At 71.8% G+C, this 15,556-nt stretch carries 15 protein-coding genes; 10 read left to right on the top strand and 5 right to left on the bottom strand.

The features are described 5' to 3' along the window. The first annotated feature begins 36 nt into the window (after positions 1 to 36). The 10 genes from QT381_RS00660 (at position 37) to QT381_RS00615 (ending at position 9,873) form a co-directional block, all read left to right on the top strand. A complete protein-coding gene (locus QT381_RS00660) occupies positions 37 to 552 on the top strand; it encodes a hypothetical protein (protein ID WP_289246657.1) in 516 nt (171 codons plus the stop codon). Positions 553 to 622: 70 nt separating this feature from the next. Next, positions 623 to 1,672, top strand: a complete 1,050-nt coding sequence (gene pilM / locus QT381_RS00655; RefSeq protein ID WP_289246656.1) for a type IV pilus assembly protein PilM — start codon at positions 623 to 625, stop codon at positions 1,670 to 1,672. Further along, entirely contained in the window at positions 1,669 to 2,394 is a 726-nt protein-coding gene (locus QT381_RS00650; RefSeq protein ID WP_289246655.1) for a PilN family protein, read from the top strand. Before pilM ends, QT381_RS00650 begins: the two co-directional genes overlap by 4 nt. Next, positions 2,391 to 3,068, top strand: a complete 678-nt coding sequence (locus QT381_RS00645; protein ID WP_289246654.1) for a type IV pilus inner membrane component PilO — start codon at positions 2,391 to 2,393, stop codon at positions 3,066 to 3,068. Before QT381_RS00650 ends, QT381_RS00645 begins: the two co-directional genes overlap by 4 nt. A 74-nt stretch (positions 3,069 to 3,142) precedes the next feature. Further along, positions 3,143 to 4,189, top strand: a complete 1,047-nt coding sequence (locus QT381_RS00640; RefSeq protein WP_289246653.1) for a hypothetical protein — start codon at positions 3,143 to 3,145, stop codon at positions 4,187 to 4,189. Between the two features lie 408 nt (positions 4,190 to 4,597). Then, a complete protein-coding gene (gene rpsL, locus QT381_RS00635; protein ID WP_289246652.1) occupies positions 4,598 to 4,972 on the top strand; it encodes a 30S ribosomal protein S12 in 375 nt (124 codons plus the stop codon). Further along, a complete protein-coding gene (gene rpsG, locus QT381_RS00630; protein WP_289246651.1) occupies positions 4,972 to 5,442 on the top strand; it encodes a 30S ribosomal protein S7 in 471 nt (156 codons plus the stop codon). Before rpsL ends, rpsG begins: the two co-directional genes overlap by 1 nt. 140 nt (positions 5,443 to 5,582) lie before the next feature. Then, positions 5,583 to 7,685: an elongation factor G gene (fusA, locus tag QT381_RS00625; RefSeq protein WP_289246859.1), complete on the top strand. Its 2,103-nt coding sequence runs from the start codon at positions 5,583 to 5,585 to the stop codon at positions 7,683 to 7,685. A gap of 119 nt (positions 7,686 to 7,804) precedes the next feature. Continuing rightward, complete coding sequence (gene tuf / locus QT381_RS00620; protein WP_289246650.1) at positions 7,805 to 8,998, top strand: elongation factor Tu; 1,194 nt, start codon at positions 7,805 to 7,807, stop codon at positions 8,996 to 8,998. 131 nt (positions 8,999 to 9,129) lie between these two features. Beyond that, complete coding sequence (locus QT381_RS00615; protein WP_289246649.1) at positions 9,130 to 9,873, top strand: hypothetical protein; 744 nt, start codon at positions 9,130 to 9,132, stop codon at positions 9,871 to 9,873. On the opposite strand, the gene QT381_RS00610 is transcribed toward QT381_RS00615, so the two are convergent. Genes QT381_RS00610 through QT381_RS00590 form a run of 5 tightly spaced genes read right to left on the bottom strand, consistent with a single transcriptional unit; the run spans position 9,851 to position 15,366 of the window. Further along, a complete protein-coding gene (locus tag QT381_RS00610; RefSeq protein WP_289246648.1) occupies positions 9,851 to 11,098 on the bottom strand; it encodes a hypothetical protein in 1,248 nt (415 codons plus the stop codon). The two genes, QT381_RS00615 and QT381_RS00610, sit on opposite strands and share 23 nt — an antisense overlap. Then, entirely contained in the window at positions 11,085 to 12,431 is a 1,347-nt protein-coding gene (locus QT381_RS00605) for an O-antigen ligase family protein (RefSeq protein ID WP_289246646.1), read from the bottom strand. Before QT381_RS00605 ends, QT381_RS00610 begins: the two co-directional genes overlap by 14 nt. Beyond that, complete coding sequence (locus QT381_RS00600; RefSeq protein ID WP_289246644.1) at positions 12,428 to 13,522, bottom strand: glycosyltransferase family 4 protein; 1,095 nt, start codon at positions 13,520 to 13,522, stop codon at positions 12,428 to 12,430. Before QT381_RS00600 ends, QT381_RS00605 begins: the two co-directional genes overlap by 4 nt. Further along, positions 13,519 to 14,220 (bottom strand): acyltransferase, encoded by a 702-nt coding sequence (locus QT381_RS00595; RefSeq protein ID WP_289246643.1) that lies wholly within the window; start codon positions 14,218 to 14,220, stop codon positions 13,519 to 13,521. The genes QT381_RS00600 and QT381_RS00595 overlap by 4 nt, the downstream gene beginning before the upstream one ends. Then, positions 14,221 to 15,366, bottom strand: coding sequence for a glycosyltransferase (locus tag QT381_RS00590; RefSeq protein WP_289246642.1), 1,146 nt, complete (start codon positions 15,364 to 15,366; stop codon positions 14,221 to 14,223). Positions 15,367 to 15,556 lie beyond the last annotated feature (190 nt).

Genomic DNA, 15,556 nt, shown 5'->3' with positions numbered 1-15,556 from the left:
CATTCGTCCTCCACCGGCGACAATGAGGAGGTGCTCATGACCGAACCGCAGGTGTGGACGCTCATCGGCGTGTTCGCAGCGGTCATGTTCAGCGTGGTCGGCATCACGTCCGCCTCGTTCACGCGCGTGCTGCGCACGAGCATCGACGGTCTGCGCACCACGATCGACGCTCGGTTCGAGCGGATCGACGCTCGGTTCGAGCGGATCGACGCTCGGTTCGAGGGGCTGGATGCCCGGTTCGAGGCGATCGACGCTCGGTTCGAGGCGATGGATGCCCGGTTCGTGACCATCGACGCTCGCTTCGAGGCGATGGATGCCCGGTTCGTGACCATCGACGCTCGCTTCGATGCGATGCAGGACCAGATCCGGGGCGTGCACGCCCGCATCGACGGCGTGCACGAGCAGATCATCGGCGTGCGACAGCAGAACGAGGCACTGCGCACCGAGATGGTGTCCCGCTTCGAATCGACCGATCGCCGCCTCGACGGACTCGACCGCGACGTCGCCTGGCTGGTGCAGCGCGCCACCGGCCTCCCGCCCGCGGAGGCGTAGCGAGCGACCGTTCGCCCGCATCCGCGCTCAACCCGTAGGCTTTCGGTAAGCAGCCGGGGGGACGCGAGAAATGCCGAAGACGATCGTCGGACTCGACATCGGTCGCGCCGCGGTGCGCGCCGTCGAGCTCGAGAACGCGGACAAGCCGCGCCCGACCATCGTTCGCGCGCACGAGGTGCCGCTGCCGGACGGCGCGGTCGCGGCGGGCGACGTGCGCGAACTGCAGACCGTGGCATCCGCGGTGCGCAAGCTATGGGGCGAGGGCGGCTTCAAGTCGAAGGATGTCGTGCTCGGCGTCGGCAACCAGCGCGTCATCGCGCGCGACCTCACGATGCCCAAGCTCGGCACCCTGCAGCAGATCCGTGAGGCGCTGCCGTTCCAGGTGCAGGAGATGCTGCCGGTGCCGGTGGGCGAGGCGCTGCTCGACTTCTACCCGATCTCCGAGAGCGCCGGCGAGCACGGACCGGTCGTCAACGGCATGCTCATCGCCGCCATCAAGGAGTCGGTGCTCGCGAACGTCAAAGCCGTGCAGACGGCCGGGCTCACCGCCCTCAACGTCGACCTGGTGCCGTTCGCGCTCGTGCGGGCCCTCGCCCGCGGACCGATCGCGAGCGCGACCGTCGTGCTCGTCGAGATCGGAGCGGCGACCACCCATCTCGTCGTCGTCGCGGATGGGGTGCCCCAGTTCGTGCGGATGATCCCGAGCGGCGGCGACGACATCACGCGCGCGCTCATGCAGCGGCTCGAGCTCTCGTCCGCCCAGGCGGAGTCGCTCAAGGCCTCCCGCGGCCTCGGGCTCACGCCGCCGTCGAGCGAGCTCGAGCACGTCGGCGCCGAGGTCATCCGCGGGGTCGTGCACGAGCTGGTCAACGGCATCCGGAACACCCTGCAGTACTACGTGACGCTACGTCCCGGCCAGCCGCTGCAGGCGATCCTGCTCTCGGGGGGCGGCTCGCAGCTGCCCGGCCTCGCCCAGTCGCTCGGCGACACCATGCGCCTGCAGGTCGTGGCGCCGAACGTGCTCAGCACCTTCGACGTCGCCAAGTCGGCGCAGAAGGCGGCCGGCGCGCTGCAGTCGCACACGGTCGCGCTCGGCCTCGCGGTGGGGCAGGCGGCATGAGCGACCTGCAGCGGGTCGGACCCGTGCTCGTCGGCGCACCGCCGCGCGCCTCGCTGCTGCCGCCCGAGATCGCGCTCGAGGCCGCCGCCCGCCGCCAGCGACGCGGCATCATCGCCCTCGTCGTCCTCATCGTGCTCGTCGTGGCCGGCGGGTACGCCGGCGCGACGTACCTCGCCCAGGGCGCGCAGACGAAGCTCGCCGACGCGCAGAACCAGACCGCGACGCTTCTCGCGGAGCAGGCCCAGTACGCCCAGATCTCGACCGTGCAGTCGAAGGTGGCCGACATCCAGGCCGACCAGGCGACGGTGACGGCGCTCGACGTCGACTGGAAGAGCTTCCTCCGCGCGCTCGACGGCACCCTGCCGGACGGCGCGACCCTGCAGTCGGTCGCGGTCACCGCGGCGACGCCCATCACCCCGATCGTCGCGGGCGGCTCGCCGCTCGACAGCGCGCACATCGCCGAGGTCACCCTCACGGCGACCACGGGCGACGTGCCCGACATCGTCGCGTGGATCACGGCGCTGTCCACGCTGCCCGGGTTCGTCGACGCCACGCCGACGAACGTCGCCACGGTGGACGGCGGCTACCAGTCCACGTTCGTCGTGCACATCGGCGACGGCGCGCTGTCCAAGCGCTTCGCGCCGACGGATGCCGCGGCCGGCGCGGGCGGGGACGGTGCTGCTGGGGACGCGGGGTCTGACGCGGCGGGAGACGGCGAGTGATCGGCAACAGACTGTGGGTGCTCGGCGCCGTGCTCGTGAGCATCGCGGTCGTCGCGCTCGGCTGGTTCCTCGGCGTCTCGCCGCGCCTCGACGAGATCTCGTCGGCCGACTCCCAGCGCGCGACCGTGGAGCAGCAGAACGACCTGGCGCGGGCGCGCATCGCGAAGCTCAAGGCCGACTACGCGAACCTCGACCAGGTCGCGGCGCAGCTCGACCAGCTGCGCGAGTCGCTCCCGCCCTCCGCCGACTACCAGGGCTTCCTCGCCGAGCTCAACGACATCGCCGGCAAGCGCGACGCGAAGCTGACGTCGTTCGTGCCGACCGCGCCGACCGTGTTCACCCCCGCATCCGCCGCCCCGAGCGACGCGACCGCCACGGGCGACGGCGCGAGCGCGCTGCCCGACGGCACCCTCGTCACGATCCCGGTGTCGCTGTCGGCGAGCGGCAGCTACCCCGACCTGCTCGATCTCATGGGCGACCTGCAGAAGGCGAACCGGCTGTACCTCGTCGGCGGGCTGAACATCTCATCCGCCGACGACGCCAGCACGGTCACCGTCACGGGCGACATCTTCGTCGAGATCGACTCCTCGGTGACGGCGCCGGACGACGCCGTCGGCGGCCCCGCGCCGACCCAGTCGCCCACGCCCGACGCGTCCGGCACGCCGGCGCCCTGACCGGCTCTGCGGCTCGCCCCGCGCGGCCCGGGGTTCTCGGCCGGGGCGGCGGGCGGCCCTCCTACACTGAACGCATGGCACGCCGCGGCTCGGACAGCGAACAGCCCGACGAGGCCGCCCCCGCGGCCTTCCCCGCGGCGGTCCCCGCGGACGTCCCCACGGCGGAGAAGCTGCCGGCCGGCGACCCGTCGATGTACATCCTCACGGGCGAGGTCGAGGCCGAGCGCGCCTCCCGGGCGAAGAAGCGCCCGCCCGGCGGCGGCCCGGTGAAGCCCCCGACGCTGCCCGCGGACGAGTACGTCGTGCGACGCGCGGACGCGGGTGCTGCGGATGCCGAGGGTGCTGCGGATGCCGCGGGCGCTGCGGGCGGCGCGGATGCCGCGGATGCTCCGGCCGACCCCGCCGCGGACGCGAACCCCGTGGGCGCAGCGACGGATCGCGCGACGGGGCATCCTGCAGCGGGCGATCCGGCGGCGGGAGAACCGGCGACGGGAGCACCGGCTGCGGCGCCTACCGCGCCGACGATGCCGACGGCGCCGACGGTGCCGATCGGACCCGCGCCGACCGGAGCGGATGCGACCGGGTCGCCCGGCGCATCCGAGGCTCCGGCGGTCGTGTATCGCGACCGTCCGGTGCCGCCGAAGCCGCACGGCAATCGGGCGTTCGGAGTGCTCATCACCGTGCTCGGCGCGGTGCTCTACGCGGTGCTGTTCGCGTTCGCGGTGCTCATCGTGTTCCGGGCGATCACGGGCGTCGCCACGATGGACCTGCTCGCCAACCCCGGCTACTGGATCCCCGTCGGGCTCTTCGTCGTCGTGCAGATCGCGAGCGTGCTCGTGCTCAACCGCGCGAGCTGGTGGGCGCACATCATCGCGAGCGCCGTGGTGGCGGTCGTCGTCTACTTCGGCTCGGGCTACCTCGTCGGACTCGTCGAGCTCTACGCGTGGCGGTCCGACCTGACCTACGCCTCGGTGCTCGGGGCTCCCACGAGCATCGTGGCCGGTCTGCTGGCCCGCGAGATCGCGCTGTGGGCGGGCGCGGTGATCGCCCGCCGCGGCCGCTCCGTGCGCGCCCGCAACGCCGCCGAGCGCACCGCGTTCGAGGCCGCGAACCCCGCCTGATCGTCAAGAAGGAGCCGGCCCGGCGACTCGATACGTCGTCGCGGGCAGCGGTGTCGCACAGCGCGACTGAGCGCCGTCCGCTGTCGGCGTAGCACGGCATCCGTACCTCGTTTGCGCGCCCCGCCGCCGGGCGACTATCCTCGATGAGGTGTGCGCGCGCTGCGCGCCCTCTGTCATGCCCGGAGCGATCCGGGCCGACAGCGGGTGAACGGATGCGGCACTGCGTCGCGAGACGCACCGCGTCGCGAGGCGCAGAAGGGCCGTCCGCCGGGCGTCCCCCACGGCATACCGGTCAATCATCCGTCAGGATCCGACCGGTCCAGATGAACTCGACACATCCCGTAACAACGGATGCGGCGAATGCTGACCATCACCCCGCTGTCACCGTGCAGCACAACAAGGAGCAACATGCCCACCATTCAGCAGTTGGTGCGGAAGGGACGTGCGCCGAAGGTCGACAAGACCAAGGCCCCCGCCCTGAAGGCCAACCCGCAGCAGCGCGGCGTCTGCACGCGCGTCTACACGACGACCCCGAAGAAGCCGAACTCGGCCCTGCGCAAGGTCGCTCGCGTGAAGCTGTCCAACGGCACCGAGGTCACCGCCTACATCCCGGGCGAGGGCCACAACCTGCAGGAGCACTCGATGGTGCTCGTGCGCGGCGGTCGTGTGAAGGACCTCCCCGGCGTCCGCTACAAGATCGTGCGCGGCGCGCTCGACACCCAGGCCGTGAAGAACCGCAAGCAGGCACGCAGCCGCTACGGAGCGAAGTTGGACAAGAAGTAATGCCTCGTAAAGGACCCGCGCCCAAGCGCCCCGTCGTCGCCGACCCGGTCTACAACGCCCCGGTCGTCAGCCAGCTCGTCAACAAGATCCTGCTCGATGGCAAGAAGGACCTCGCCCAGCGCATCGTCTACGGTGCGCTCGAGGGCGTCGCGTCGAAGTCCGGACAGGATGCCGTGACGGTTCTCAAGAAGGCGCTCGACAACGTGCGCCCCACCATCGAGGTCAAGAGCCGCCGCGTCGGCGGCTCGACCTACCAGGTGCCCGTCGAGGTCAAGCCGCACCGTGCGAACACGCTCGCGCTGCGCTGGCTGACGTCGTACGCCAAGGGCCGTCGCGAGAAGACGATGACCGAGCGTCTCACCAACGAGATCCTCGACGCGTCGAACGGTCTCGGCGCCGCGGTCAAGCGCCGCGAGGACACCCACAAGATGGCCGAGTCGAACCGCGCGTTCGCTCACTACCGCTGGTAATTCACACCACCTCCGCTGGCCGAGCAGGCGCGCCAGCGCCGTATCGAGGCCCGGCTCCGGCCGGGCTTCGATACGCGGCTCCGCCGCTGCTCGGCCAGCGACTTGTTCTACAGATAAGGAACCCCGTGGCACCCCAAGACGTGCTCACCGACCTCACGAAGGTCCGCAACTTCGGCATCATGGCGCACATCGATGCCGGCAAGACCACGACGACCGAGCGCATCCTGTTCTACACCGGCATCACCCACAAGATCGGTGAGGTGCACGACGGTGCCGCGACGATGGACTGGATGGCGCAGGAGCAGGAGCGCGGCATCACCATCACGTCCGCCGCGACGACGTGCTTCTGGAACAACATCCAGCTCAACATCATCGACACCCCCGGTCACGTCGACTTCACGGTCGAGGTCGAGCGCAACCTTCGCGTCCTCGACGGCGCGGTCGCCGTCTTCGACGGCAAGGAGGGCGTCGAGCCCCAGTCGGAGACCGTGTGGCGTCAGGCCGACAAGTACGACGTGCCCCGCATCTGCTTCGTCAACAAGATGGACAAGCTCGGCGCGGACTTCTACTTCACCGTCGACACGATCGTGAAGCGCCTCGGCGCGAAGCCGCTCGTCATCCAGCTGCCGATCGGCGCCGAGTCGTCCTTCGAGGGCGTCGTCGACCTCGTCGAGATGCGCGCGCTCACCTGGCGCGGAGACGCCAAGGGCGACGTGAAGATGGGCGCCGAGTACGCCATCGAGGAGATCCCCGCCGACCTCGTCGAGAAGGCGAACGAGTACCGCCAGGTGCTGCTCGAGACCGTCGCCGAGAGCGACGACGTGCTGCTCGAGAAGTACTTCGGCGGCGAGGAGCTCACGGTCGCGGAGATCAAGGCCGCGATCCGCAAGCTGACGATCGCGAGCGAGCTCTACCCGGTGCTGTGCGGGTCGGCGTTCAAGAACCGCGGCGTGCAGCCCATGCTCGACGCGGTCGTGGACTACCTGCCGTCGCCGCTCGACATGCCCGCCATCGAGGGCCACGACATCCGTGACGAGGAGAAGGTCATCGAGCGTCACGCCGACGCCAACGAGCCGTTCTCCGCGCTCGCGTTCAAGATCATGACGCACCCGTTCTTCGGTCGCCTCACCTACATCCGCGTCTACTCGGGCAAGCTCGACTCGGGCGCGCAGGTGATCAACTCGACGAAGGGCAAGAAGGAGCGCATCGGGAAGATCTTCCAGATGCACGCCAACAAGGAGAACCCGGTCGACGGCGTCACCGCCGGTCACATCTACGCGGTCATCGGCCTCAAGGACACCACCACCGGTGACACCCTGAGCGACCCGGGCGCGCAGGTCATCCTCGAGTCGATGACGTTCCCCGAGCCCGTCATCGAGGTCGCGATCGAGCCGAAGACGAAGGCCGACCAGGAGAAGCTGGGCACCGCGATCCAGAAGCTCGCCGAGGAGGACCCGACCTTCCGCACGGAGCACAACCAGGAGACCGGCCAGACCATCATCAAGGGCATGGGCGAGCTCCACCTCGACATCCTGGTCGACCGGATGAAGCGCGAGTTCAACGTCGAGGCGAACGTCGGCAAGCCGCAGGTCGCCTTCCGCGAGACGATTCGCCGCACGATCGAGAAGTACGACTACACCCACAAGAAGCAGACCGGTGGATCCGGACAGTTCGCGAAGGTGCAGATCTCGCTCGAGCCGCTCGAGGTCACCGCGGAGACGACGTACGAGTTCGTCAACGCCGTGACCGGTGGCCGCGTGCCGCGCGAGTACATCCCGTCGGTCGACGCCGGCATCCAGGACGCCATGCAGGTCGGCGTGCTCGCCGGCTACCCGACGGTGGGCGTCAAGGCGACGCTCGTCGACGGCGCCGCGCACGACGTCGACTCCTCGGAGATGGCGTTCAAGATCGCCGGATCGATGGCGTACAAGGAGGCCGCCCGCAAGGCGCAGCCCGTGCTGCTCGAGCCGATCATGGCCGTCGAGGTGCGCACGCCCGAGGAGTACATGGGCGACGTCATCGGCGACCTGAACTCGCGCCGCGGCCAGATCCAGTCGATGGAGGATGCCACCGGCGTCAAGGTCGTGCGCGCGCACGTTCCGCTGTCCGAGATGTTCGGCTACGTCGGCGACCTGCGGTCGAAGACCAGTGGCCGCGCGGTCTACTCGATGACGTTCGAGACCTACAACGAGGTCCCGAAGAACGTCGCCGACGAGATCGTGCTCAAGAGCAAGGGCGACTAACATCGAGCGGTGGCCCGCTGACTGCGGGTCGTCGCGCGGCGTTCAGCCCGAGAACCAAAACAAACCCCCGAGCATCCGGAAACCATCCGGAGGCCCAGAGAAGTCCTGAGGAGGACACAGTGGCTAAGGCCAAGTTCGAGCGGACCAAGCCGCACGTGAACATCGGAACGATCGGTCACGTCGACCACGGCAAGACGACGCTCACCGCGGCGATCTCGAAGGTGCTCGCCGACAAGTACCCGTCGGCGACCAACGTCCAGCGCGACTTCGCGTCGATCGACTCGGCTCCCGAGGAGCGTCAGCGCGGCATCACGATCAACATCTCGCACGTCGAGTACGAGACGCCGAAGCGCCACTACGCGCACGTCGACGCCCCGGGTCACGCCGACTACATCAAGAACATGATCACCGGTGCCGCTCAGATGGACGGCGCGATCCTCGTGGTCGCGGCGACCGACGGCCCGATGGCGCAGACCCGCGAGCACGTGCTGCTCGCGAAGCAGGTCGGCGTGCCGTACCTGCTCGTGGCGCTCAACAAGAGCGACATGGTCGACGACGAGGAGATCCTCGAGCTCGTCGAGCTCGAGGTGCGCGAGCTGCTCAGCTCGCAGGGCTTCGACGGCGACAACGCGCCCGTCGTGCGCGTCTCGGGCCTCAAGGCGCTCGAGGGCGACCCGACCTGGACGCAGTCGGTCCTCGACCTCATGGACGCCGTCGACGAGTCGATCCCCGACCCGGTGCGCGACAAGGACAAGCCGTTCCTCATGCCCATCGAGGACGTCTTCACGATCACCGGCCGTGGCACGGTCGTGACGGGTCGCGCCGAGCGCGGCACGCTCGCGATCAACTCGGACGTCGAGATCGTCGGCATCCGCCCGACGCAGAAGACGACCGTCACGGGCATCGAGATGTTCCACAAGCAGCTCGACGAGGCCTGGGCCGGCGAGAACTGCGGTCTGCTGCTCCGCGGCACGAAGCGCGAGGACGTCGAGCGCGGCCAGGTCGTCATCAAGCCGGGTTCGGTCACGCCGCACACCGACTTCGAGGGCACCGCGTACATCCTGTCGAAGGACGAGGGCGGCCGTCACAACCCGTTCTACGCGAACTACCGTCCGCAGTTCTACTTCCGCACCACGGATGTCACCGGCGTCATCTCGCTGCCCGAGGGCACCGAGATGGTCATGCCCGGCGACACCACCGACATGACGGTCGAGCTCATCCAGCCGATCGCCATGGAGGAGGGCCTCGGCTTCGCCATCCGCGAGGGCGGCCGCACGGTCGGCGCCGGCACGGTCACGAAGATCATCAAGTAACACCCCGTTCTCTCGACGGCCGAGCAGGCGCTTCAGCGCCGGATCGACGCCGTCGAAGGGAGCACCCGAGGGGCCCGCAGCGCACGCTGCGGGCCCCTCGGCGTTCCGGCGGCGGACGATAGAGTGGCCCGGTGACGAACACGACCGAGCGGGACTCCGGCGCTGCCCCGTCGAGTCGCCCCTGGACCGCGTGGCGCCCCGGAAGCAGCTCGCTGCGCGGCTGGCACTGGCAGCGGCTCGTGACGGCGCTCGTGGCGCTCGTCGCGGCGGCCGTCCTCGGCCTCGTGATCGGAGCGCTCGTCGGGGGAGAGTTCGGCTGGAGCCTCGCGAGCGCGGCCGTGACGGCCGTCGTCGGCCTCGTGGCGGTCGTGCTGCTGCGGCGCTCCGCGCCCCGGGGCGTGCTCGCCGTCACCGGCCGGGACATCTGCTGGGGGCTCCTGCTCGGCGTGGCGCTGCCGTTCGTCGGCGGCGCCCTCGTCGTGGCCGCCGGCCAGGCCGATCCGTGGCCCGCCTACGACGCGCTGTCGCCGCGCTGGCTCATCGTCGGCATCGCGCTCCCGATCGGCGTCGCGCTGCTGCAGCAGGTCTTCCTCGACGGGGCGCTGCTCGTCGCGGTGTTCGCGGTCGTGCGCCGCTGGGGAGCGTGGGCCTGGCTCGCGAAGACGGCCGCGGTGCTGCTGAGCACGGCGGCATCCGTCGGCCTGGCCCTGTTCGCGAGCGCCGGCGTGCTGCGGATGCCGGTGCTGCTCGTCGTCGTGCTCGGACTCGGGAGCGCCGCGCTCGTCGTGGTCACGAGCCGGCTGTGGGGCGCCGTGGTGCTCGGCGTCGTCTTCACCGGGGTGTGGGTGCTGCTCAGCGTCGCGGGCGCGCTGTGATCCCGACGGGCGGTCGGCGAACGAGCAGGCCGCCCAGCATGGTCGCGCACACGACGAGCTGAGCGAGCGCGATGCCGGCCGCGGCGCCGGTCACGCCCGCGACACCCGCTCCGAGCAGCACGGCCGGGATGACGATGAGCGCGCCGACCGTGACGCTCGCCGCGTAGAGGCGGTCGCGCCCGGTCGGCACGAGCACGCACAGTCCGGTCGCGGTCGTCACCGTCATGAGCGCGAGCGCGACGCCGCCGGCCGCGGCGGTGCCGGCGGTGAGCCCGAACTCCGGGCCGAGGACGACGGGGACCGCGACGGGTCCGAGCACGGCGAAACCGAGGCCGAGCACCGCGCCGAGGGCCGCGTGCCCGCCGACGGCCGCGCGCATCCGTCGTCGCGCGAGCGCGCCGGACGCGGACGAGACCCAGCCCTGGAACGACCCGGCGACCATGTAGACGGCGATGTAGCCGTACTTCAGCACGCGATCGAACGGCGCGAAGGCGATCGCGACCGGCGAGCCGGCGAGCCCGAGAGCGGTGAGCGGCGCCGTCTCGGTCACGGTGAGGAGCGCCGAGGTGAGCGCCGTGCGCCCCGTGACCCGGAACGAGCCGAGCGCGTCCCCCCAGGCCGCGGCGAGCGCGGGCCGCCGGCCGCGCATCAGGGCGAACGCGCCGGCCGCCGTCGCGCTCAGCGAGACCACGAGGATCGTCGCCGGGTACCACGAGACGTCGTCGAACGCGGTGGCGAGCGACGCGCCGGCGACGTTCGCGACGAGCCGGGGCAGCGCGTCGAACGCGAGGGAGATGCGCGCGTCCCCGACGCCCACGGCGTACCAGGCGAGCGAGAAGCCGGGGAGGGCGAAGGCGACCGCGGAGAGCGCGGTCAGCGGCGCGTGGCCGTCGACGGTGGCGAGCACGGCGAGAACGGCGACGGCGGGCAGCGCGACGAGCGCGATGAGCGCGCGCGCGAGCAGGCTCGCGGCGAGCACGTGCGTCGGCCGATCGCTGCGCGCGAGCAGCACGGGTCCGCGGATGGCCCAGCCGAACGCGATCACCGTGGCCGCGAGAGTGCCGAGCGCCTGGCCCGTGGCGATGTTCGCGAACGCCTCGGGTCCGGCGGTGCGGGCCACGAGCGGCAGCGCGAGCAGCGGGGAGAGCGCGGAGAGCGCGGAGGCGCCCGCGAGCAGGACGACGCTGCGGCCGCGGTGCGGCCGCGCGCCGTCAGCGTCCGGCATCGCCGTCCGCGTCGAGGTCGTCGACCGGGCGCAGCAGCACGGCGAGCAGGATCCAGGTGGCCGCGAACCAGAACATGCTCGTGAGCGCCGTCGAGATCGCGTACGAGGCGAGCACTCCGAGCACCGCGGGCAGCCGCCGCCGCGGCGAGGCGGCGATCACGGTCCCGAACAGGGCGACGAGCAGCACGAGCCCGACGACGCCGCCGTCGTAGAGCACCTGCACGGGCAGCATGATGATGTGCCCGCTCACGCCCGGCGTGCCGGGCTGCTCGTGACGGATGCCGAAGGTGTTCGTGCCGTTCCCGAACCAGAGGTGCACGCCCGTGATGTCCTGCGCGGCGATCTCGGCGACCGTGATCCGGAAGCCGATCGTGCCGCCGCGCAGGTCGATGTCCCCGAGCTTGTTCTGCGTCTCCGGGTCGGTCGGGTCGGGAACGTACGTCGGGGTCGGCGTCGCCCCCGCGGTCGCGGTGGGCACGGGCGCGTCGCGACCCGTGCCCGTCGACGGGATGAGCGTTACGAGCGCGAACGAGACGAGGAGCGCCGCCGCGACGACCGCGGCGGGGAGCACGCGGCGGCCGGCCGCGCGCGGCGTCCGCCGATCCCGCACGAGCGTCGCGAGCGCGAACACGCCGAGGCCGACGAGCATGCTGAACACCGACGTGCGGGTCTGCGAGGCGATGAGCCCGAGCGGCACGAGCACCGCGACCGGCAGCACGGCGCGCCAGCCGCGCGCGATCATGGTCGTCGCGACGAGCGCCCACAGGATGAGGATGGTGGCGTAGATGTTCGCCTCGATCGCCGTCACGCGGGCGACGTAGATCTCGTAGAGCCAGTCGAAGTCGGTGCCGAACGGCACGGCGCCACGGGTGAGGTTGGCGATCGCGAACGCGCCGAGGCCGAGCAGCGCCCACGGCGCGGTGCTCGCGGCGCCCGCGCGCGCCAGGAACCGGGCGCCGTCCCGCAGCGTCATGACGGCGGTGAGCAGCACGATGTCGATCACGAGCCAGGCGAGGATCGACGCGCTCCAGACGTAGTCGGGCGAGAACAGCAGCGTGCTGATCACGTTCCACCCGATGAAGACGGCGAACACGAGCACGACGGGATGCCGCGCGGCGCGCAGGAACGACCCCCGCAGCGCGGGATGCCCGACCAGCCACGCCGCGAGCATGAGCGGCGTGATCTGCTCGATCCGCACGCGGAACCCGAGCACGACGACGTCGTAGCGGCCGAGGAAGGAGCTCAGGAGCACGATCCCGATGAGCGCGAGCGTGATCGCGCGCGTGCGCCGGTCGAGCTCGGGGCGCGCGAAGGCGAGCGGGGCGGCGGTCATGCGCGTCCCTCGGTCCAGAGGATCCCGCGGATGTGGTCGTCGAACGTCTCGCGCGAGAACTCGGCCTCGAAGCGCGCCCGCGAGCCGGATGCCGCGAGCCGCAGCCGTGCCTCGTCGATCCCGCTCAGCGCCGCGGCCCACGCCGCGACGTCGCCCGTGGGCACGAGGATGCCGTCGGCGCCGACGATCTCGACGAGCCCGCCGCTGTCGCTGCCGATGATAGCGCGACCGGCGGCGAGCGCCTCGATCGCGATCGTCGGCAGCGGGTCCGGCCGCTCGCTCGGAACGACCACGGCGTGAGCGGTGTCGAGGTGAGCGCGGACGTCGACGGTCTGACCCGCGATCACGATGCGGTCGTTGCCGGGCGTGGCGCCGGCGAGCCGCGCCACGTCGACCGAGTTGCCGCTGAGCGGCGGCGCGCCGAGCACGGTGAGCCGCAGGTCGCAGCGGTCGACCCGCGCCCAGGCGGCCAGCAGCGTGCGATGGCCCTTCCAGGTGTTCCAGCGGCTCGCGACGATGAGACGGATGCCGTCGGCGAACCCCGGGAGCGGGCTCGGCGCGGGCAGGTCGAAGCCGTTGTGCACGACGCGCGTGCGTCGTCGCGCGCGCGGCGACAGCGGAACCGTGACCGCGTGGCTGACCGCGATGATCCGGTGCGCAGCGGCGACGAACGGGAGCACGACGCGCGCCCGGCCGTCGATGTACTCGTGCAGGTGCAGCACGACGCGCGCGCCCGCCAGGCGGCCGAACGGGGCGAGCGCGGCGCACGCCGCGGTGTTCAGGTAGACGAGCTGCGGGCGGCGCCACAGGAGCCGCGCGCCCGCGACGACGGCGCGCAGCGCGAGCCCGGGCAGCCGCCGCGGTCGCAGGTACGCTCGCCGCAGCACCGGCAGCGGCATCCGTCGCACCGCGATGCCCCGGCGCGCGAGCTCCGCCGAGAGCTCGTGCTGCGGATAGTCGACGTCGGTCGGCAACCAGACCTCGAGGTCGACGTCGTCGGGTGCCGTGCGCAGGCTCTCGAGCAGCACCCGGTCGGCGCCGTACATCTCGTCCGAGGGGTGCACGACGATCACCCGGCGACGCCCGCTCACGGGGCGTCCCGGGGCCGGAGCGGACGGGCCGGGATGCCGCCCCAGACCGCCCCTGCGGGCACATCGCGGGTGACCACCGCGCCCGCGGCGACGACCGCGCCGTCGCCGATCGTCACGCCGGCCGTCACCGTGACGCCGCTCGCGAGCCAGCATCCGTCGCCGATGACGATCGGACCCCAGGCGACGCCCTGCGAGCGGATGCTCGCGTCGGCCGCGTCGTGCACGTGGTCCTCGGCGAACAGGCGCGTTCCGGGGCCGACCATCGTCTCGCGTCCGATGCTGATGCCCCCGGAGCAGCCGATGTAGCAGCCCGGGGAGAGGCTGCTGTCGTCCCCCATGACGAGACCGACGCCGACCGCGCGCGAGTAGTAGCCGCTCGGCCGGATGAGGGTGCCGCTGCCGATCGAGACGCGATCGCCGAGACGGATGCCGTCCCGGCTGAGTCCCTGGATCTCGGCGTAGTCCTCGACGACGAGGTCGCGGCCCACGTGCACGAGGTGCGGGTTGCGCACCCGGACCCCGCGCCCGATGAGCGGCAGGCCGGCGCTGGAGCCGAGGCGCGGCCGCAGCAGCGCGCCGCGCACGGCCATGGGCCCGACCTTCGCCGCGAGCTGGGCGCTGACGATCCGCCACCGGTCGCTGCCGGCCGCGGCGAGGCGATCGCGCTGGTCGTCGATGAGCCGGGAGCGGAGGCCCATTCAGCGCCCCCTCGCGGGCGTGCGCGCGGCGCGCGCGTCGATCGCCTCGAGGAGCACGCCCTCGTACGCCCGGCCGACCGACGCCCAGGAGTACCGGGCGCGGGCGCGCTCGGCGGCCGCCGCGCTCACGGCGGACTGCCGCTCGGGGGAGGAGAGCAGCTCGGTGACGGCGGCGGCGATCGCCTCCGGCTCGGGCGACGTGAAGACCGCCGCCGCGTCGCCGAGCACCTCGCGGTTGTACACCGTGTCGCGTGCCACGATGGGCGCGCCGCACGCCATGGCCTGCACGAGCGCCGGGTTCGTGCCCCCGACGCTGTGACCGTGGAAGTAGGCGCCGGCGTGCTGCCAGAGCGCGTGCAGTCGCGCGTCGTCCTGCACGTGCCCGAGCCAGCGCACGAGCGGGTTGCGCCGGGCGATCGCCGCCGCCCTCGCGTCGAGCTCGCCGCCGTAGCCCGAGGAGCCCACGATGACCACGGGGTGACGGTCGGCCAGCAGCTCGGCCGCGGTGAGGAACTCGGCGACGGTGTTCTCCGGCACGAAGCGCGCGATCGCGAGCGCGTAGCGCCGGTGCTCGAGTCCCGGCTCGACGGGCAGCTCGGGCGGCTCCTCGGCTCCGTACGGGATGTAGGCGCCCGTCACGCCGAACTCGCGGCGCCAGCGCTCGCCGATCGCCTGCGCGTCCACGATGAGCCGTGTCGCGTGCCTGGCGGTGAGCCGGGCGCCCGCCCGGAAGACGGCGCGCCCCGCCGCACTCCACTTGTCGCGCTCCCACTCGATGCCGTCGACGTTCACGACGCTCGGCACGCCGCGCGCGCCGAGCAGCGGCAGCCAGAACCCGTTCGCGACGTTCATCACGAGCGCGACGTCGGGCCGCCGCCACGCGGCGTCCAGGGCCGACGTGAATCCGAAGCTCGGCGTGCTGAGCGAGCGCGTGTCGATGCCCCGGGTGGTCCGGGAGAGCACCCGGGCATCGCGCGACGGGTCGTCGGGCACGGTGTCCCCGGGCCGGCTGTACACGGTCACGTCCCAGCCCTGGTCGACGAGGAACGGGGCGATCCAGCGCACCGCCGTCTCGAACCCGCCGTAGTAGCTGGGGTATCCGCGCGTGCCGATGATCGCGACCGAGCGACGCGCGGAAGTGGTCACGAACGTCCTCATCTGTCGATCGGAGCCGCGCCCTGCGAACTGCCTCGGCCCGCCCGCGAGCACCGCGAGCCATTCCCGCGCCAGGGTACCGGAGGGCTGAGGAATCGGCGAACGCCCCTGATCGAGGGGGCGTCATCACGGCGTCCCCCGGCGGAGGGACATGGCCGGTCACTGTGCGATCATGATCACG

The organism is Galbitalea sp. SE-J8 (assembly GCF_030345695.1).
Taxonomy (GTDB): domain Bacteria; phylum Actinomycetota; class Actinomycetes; order Actinomycetales; family Microbacteriaceae; genus JAUASV01.
The sequence above is the reverse complement of the archived record's forward strand: the minus strand, read 5'-3'. Positions and strand labels throughout refer to the sequence as shown.

Excerpts from the sequence above, each read along its gene's own strand:
- QT381_RS00660 (WP_289246657.1), top strand. The coding sequence starts at position 37 with ATGACCGAACCGCAGGTGTGGACGCTCATCGGCGTGTTCGCAGCGGTC.
- pilM (WP_289246656.1), top strand. The coding sequence starts at position 623 with ATGCCGAAGACGATCGTCGGACTCGACATCGGTCGCGCCGCGGTGCGC.
- QT381_RS00650 (WP_289246655.1), top strand. The coding sequence starts at position 1,669 with ATGAGCGACCTGCAGCGGGTCGGACCCGTGCTCGTCGGCGCACCGCCG.
- QT381_RS00640 (WP_289246653.1), top strand. The coding sequence starts at position 3,143 with ATGGCACGCCGCGGCTCGGACAGCGAACAGCCCGACGAGGCCGCCCCC.
- rpsL (WP_289246652.1), top strand. The coding sequence starts at position 4,598 with ATGCCCACCATTCAGCAGTTGGTGCGGAAGGGACGTGCGCCGAAGGTC.
- rpsG (WP_289246651.1), top strand. The coding sequence starts at position 4,972 with ATGCCTCGTAAAGGACCCGCGCCCAAGCGCCCCGTCGTCGCCGACCCG.
- QT381_RS00610 (WP_289246648.1), bottom strand. The coding sequence starts at position 11,098 with ATGCCGGACGCTGACGGCGCGCGGCCGCACCGCGGCCGCAGCGTCGTC.
- QT381_RS00605 (WP_289246646.1), bottom strand. The coding sequence starts at position 12,431 with ATGACCGCCGCCCCGCTCGCCTTCGCGCGCCCCGAGCTCGACCGGCGC.
- QT381_RS00595 (WP_289246643.1), bottom strand. The coding sequence starts at position 14,220 with ATGGGCCTCCGCTCCCGGCTCATCGACGACCAGCGCGATCGCCTCGCC.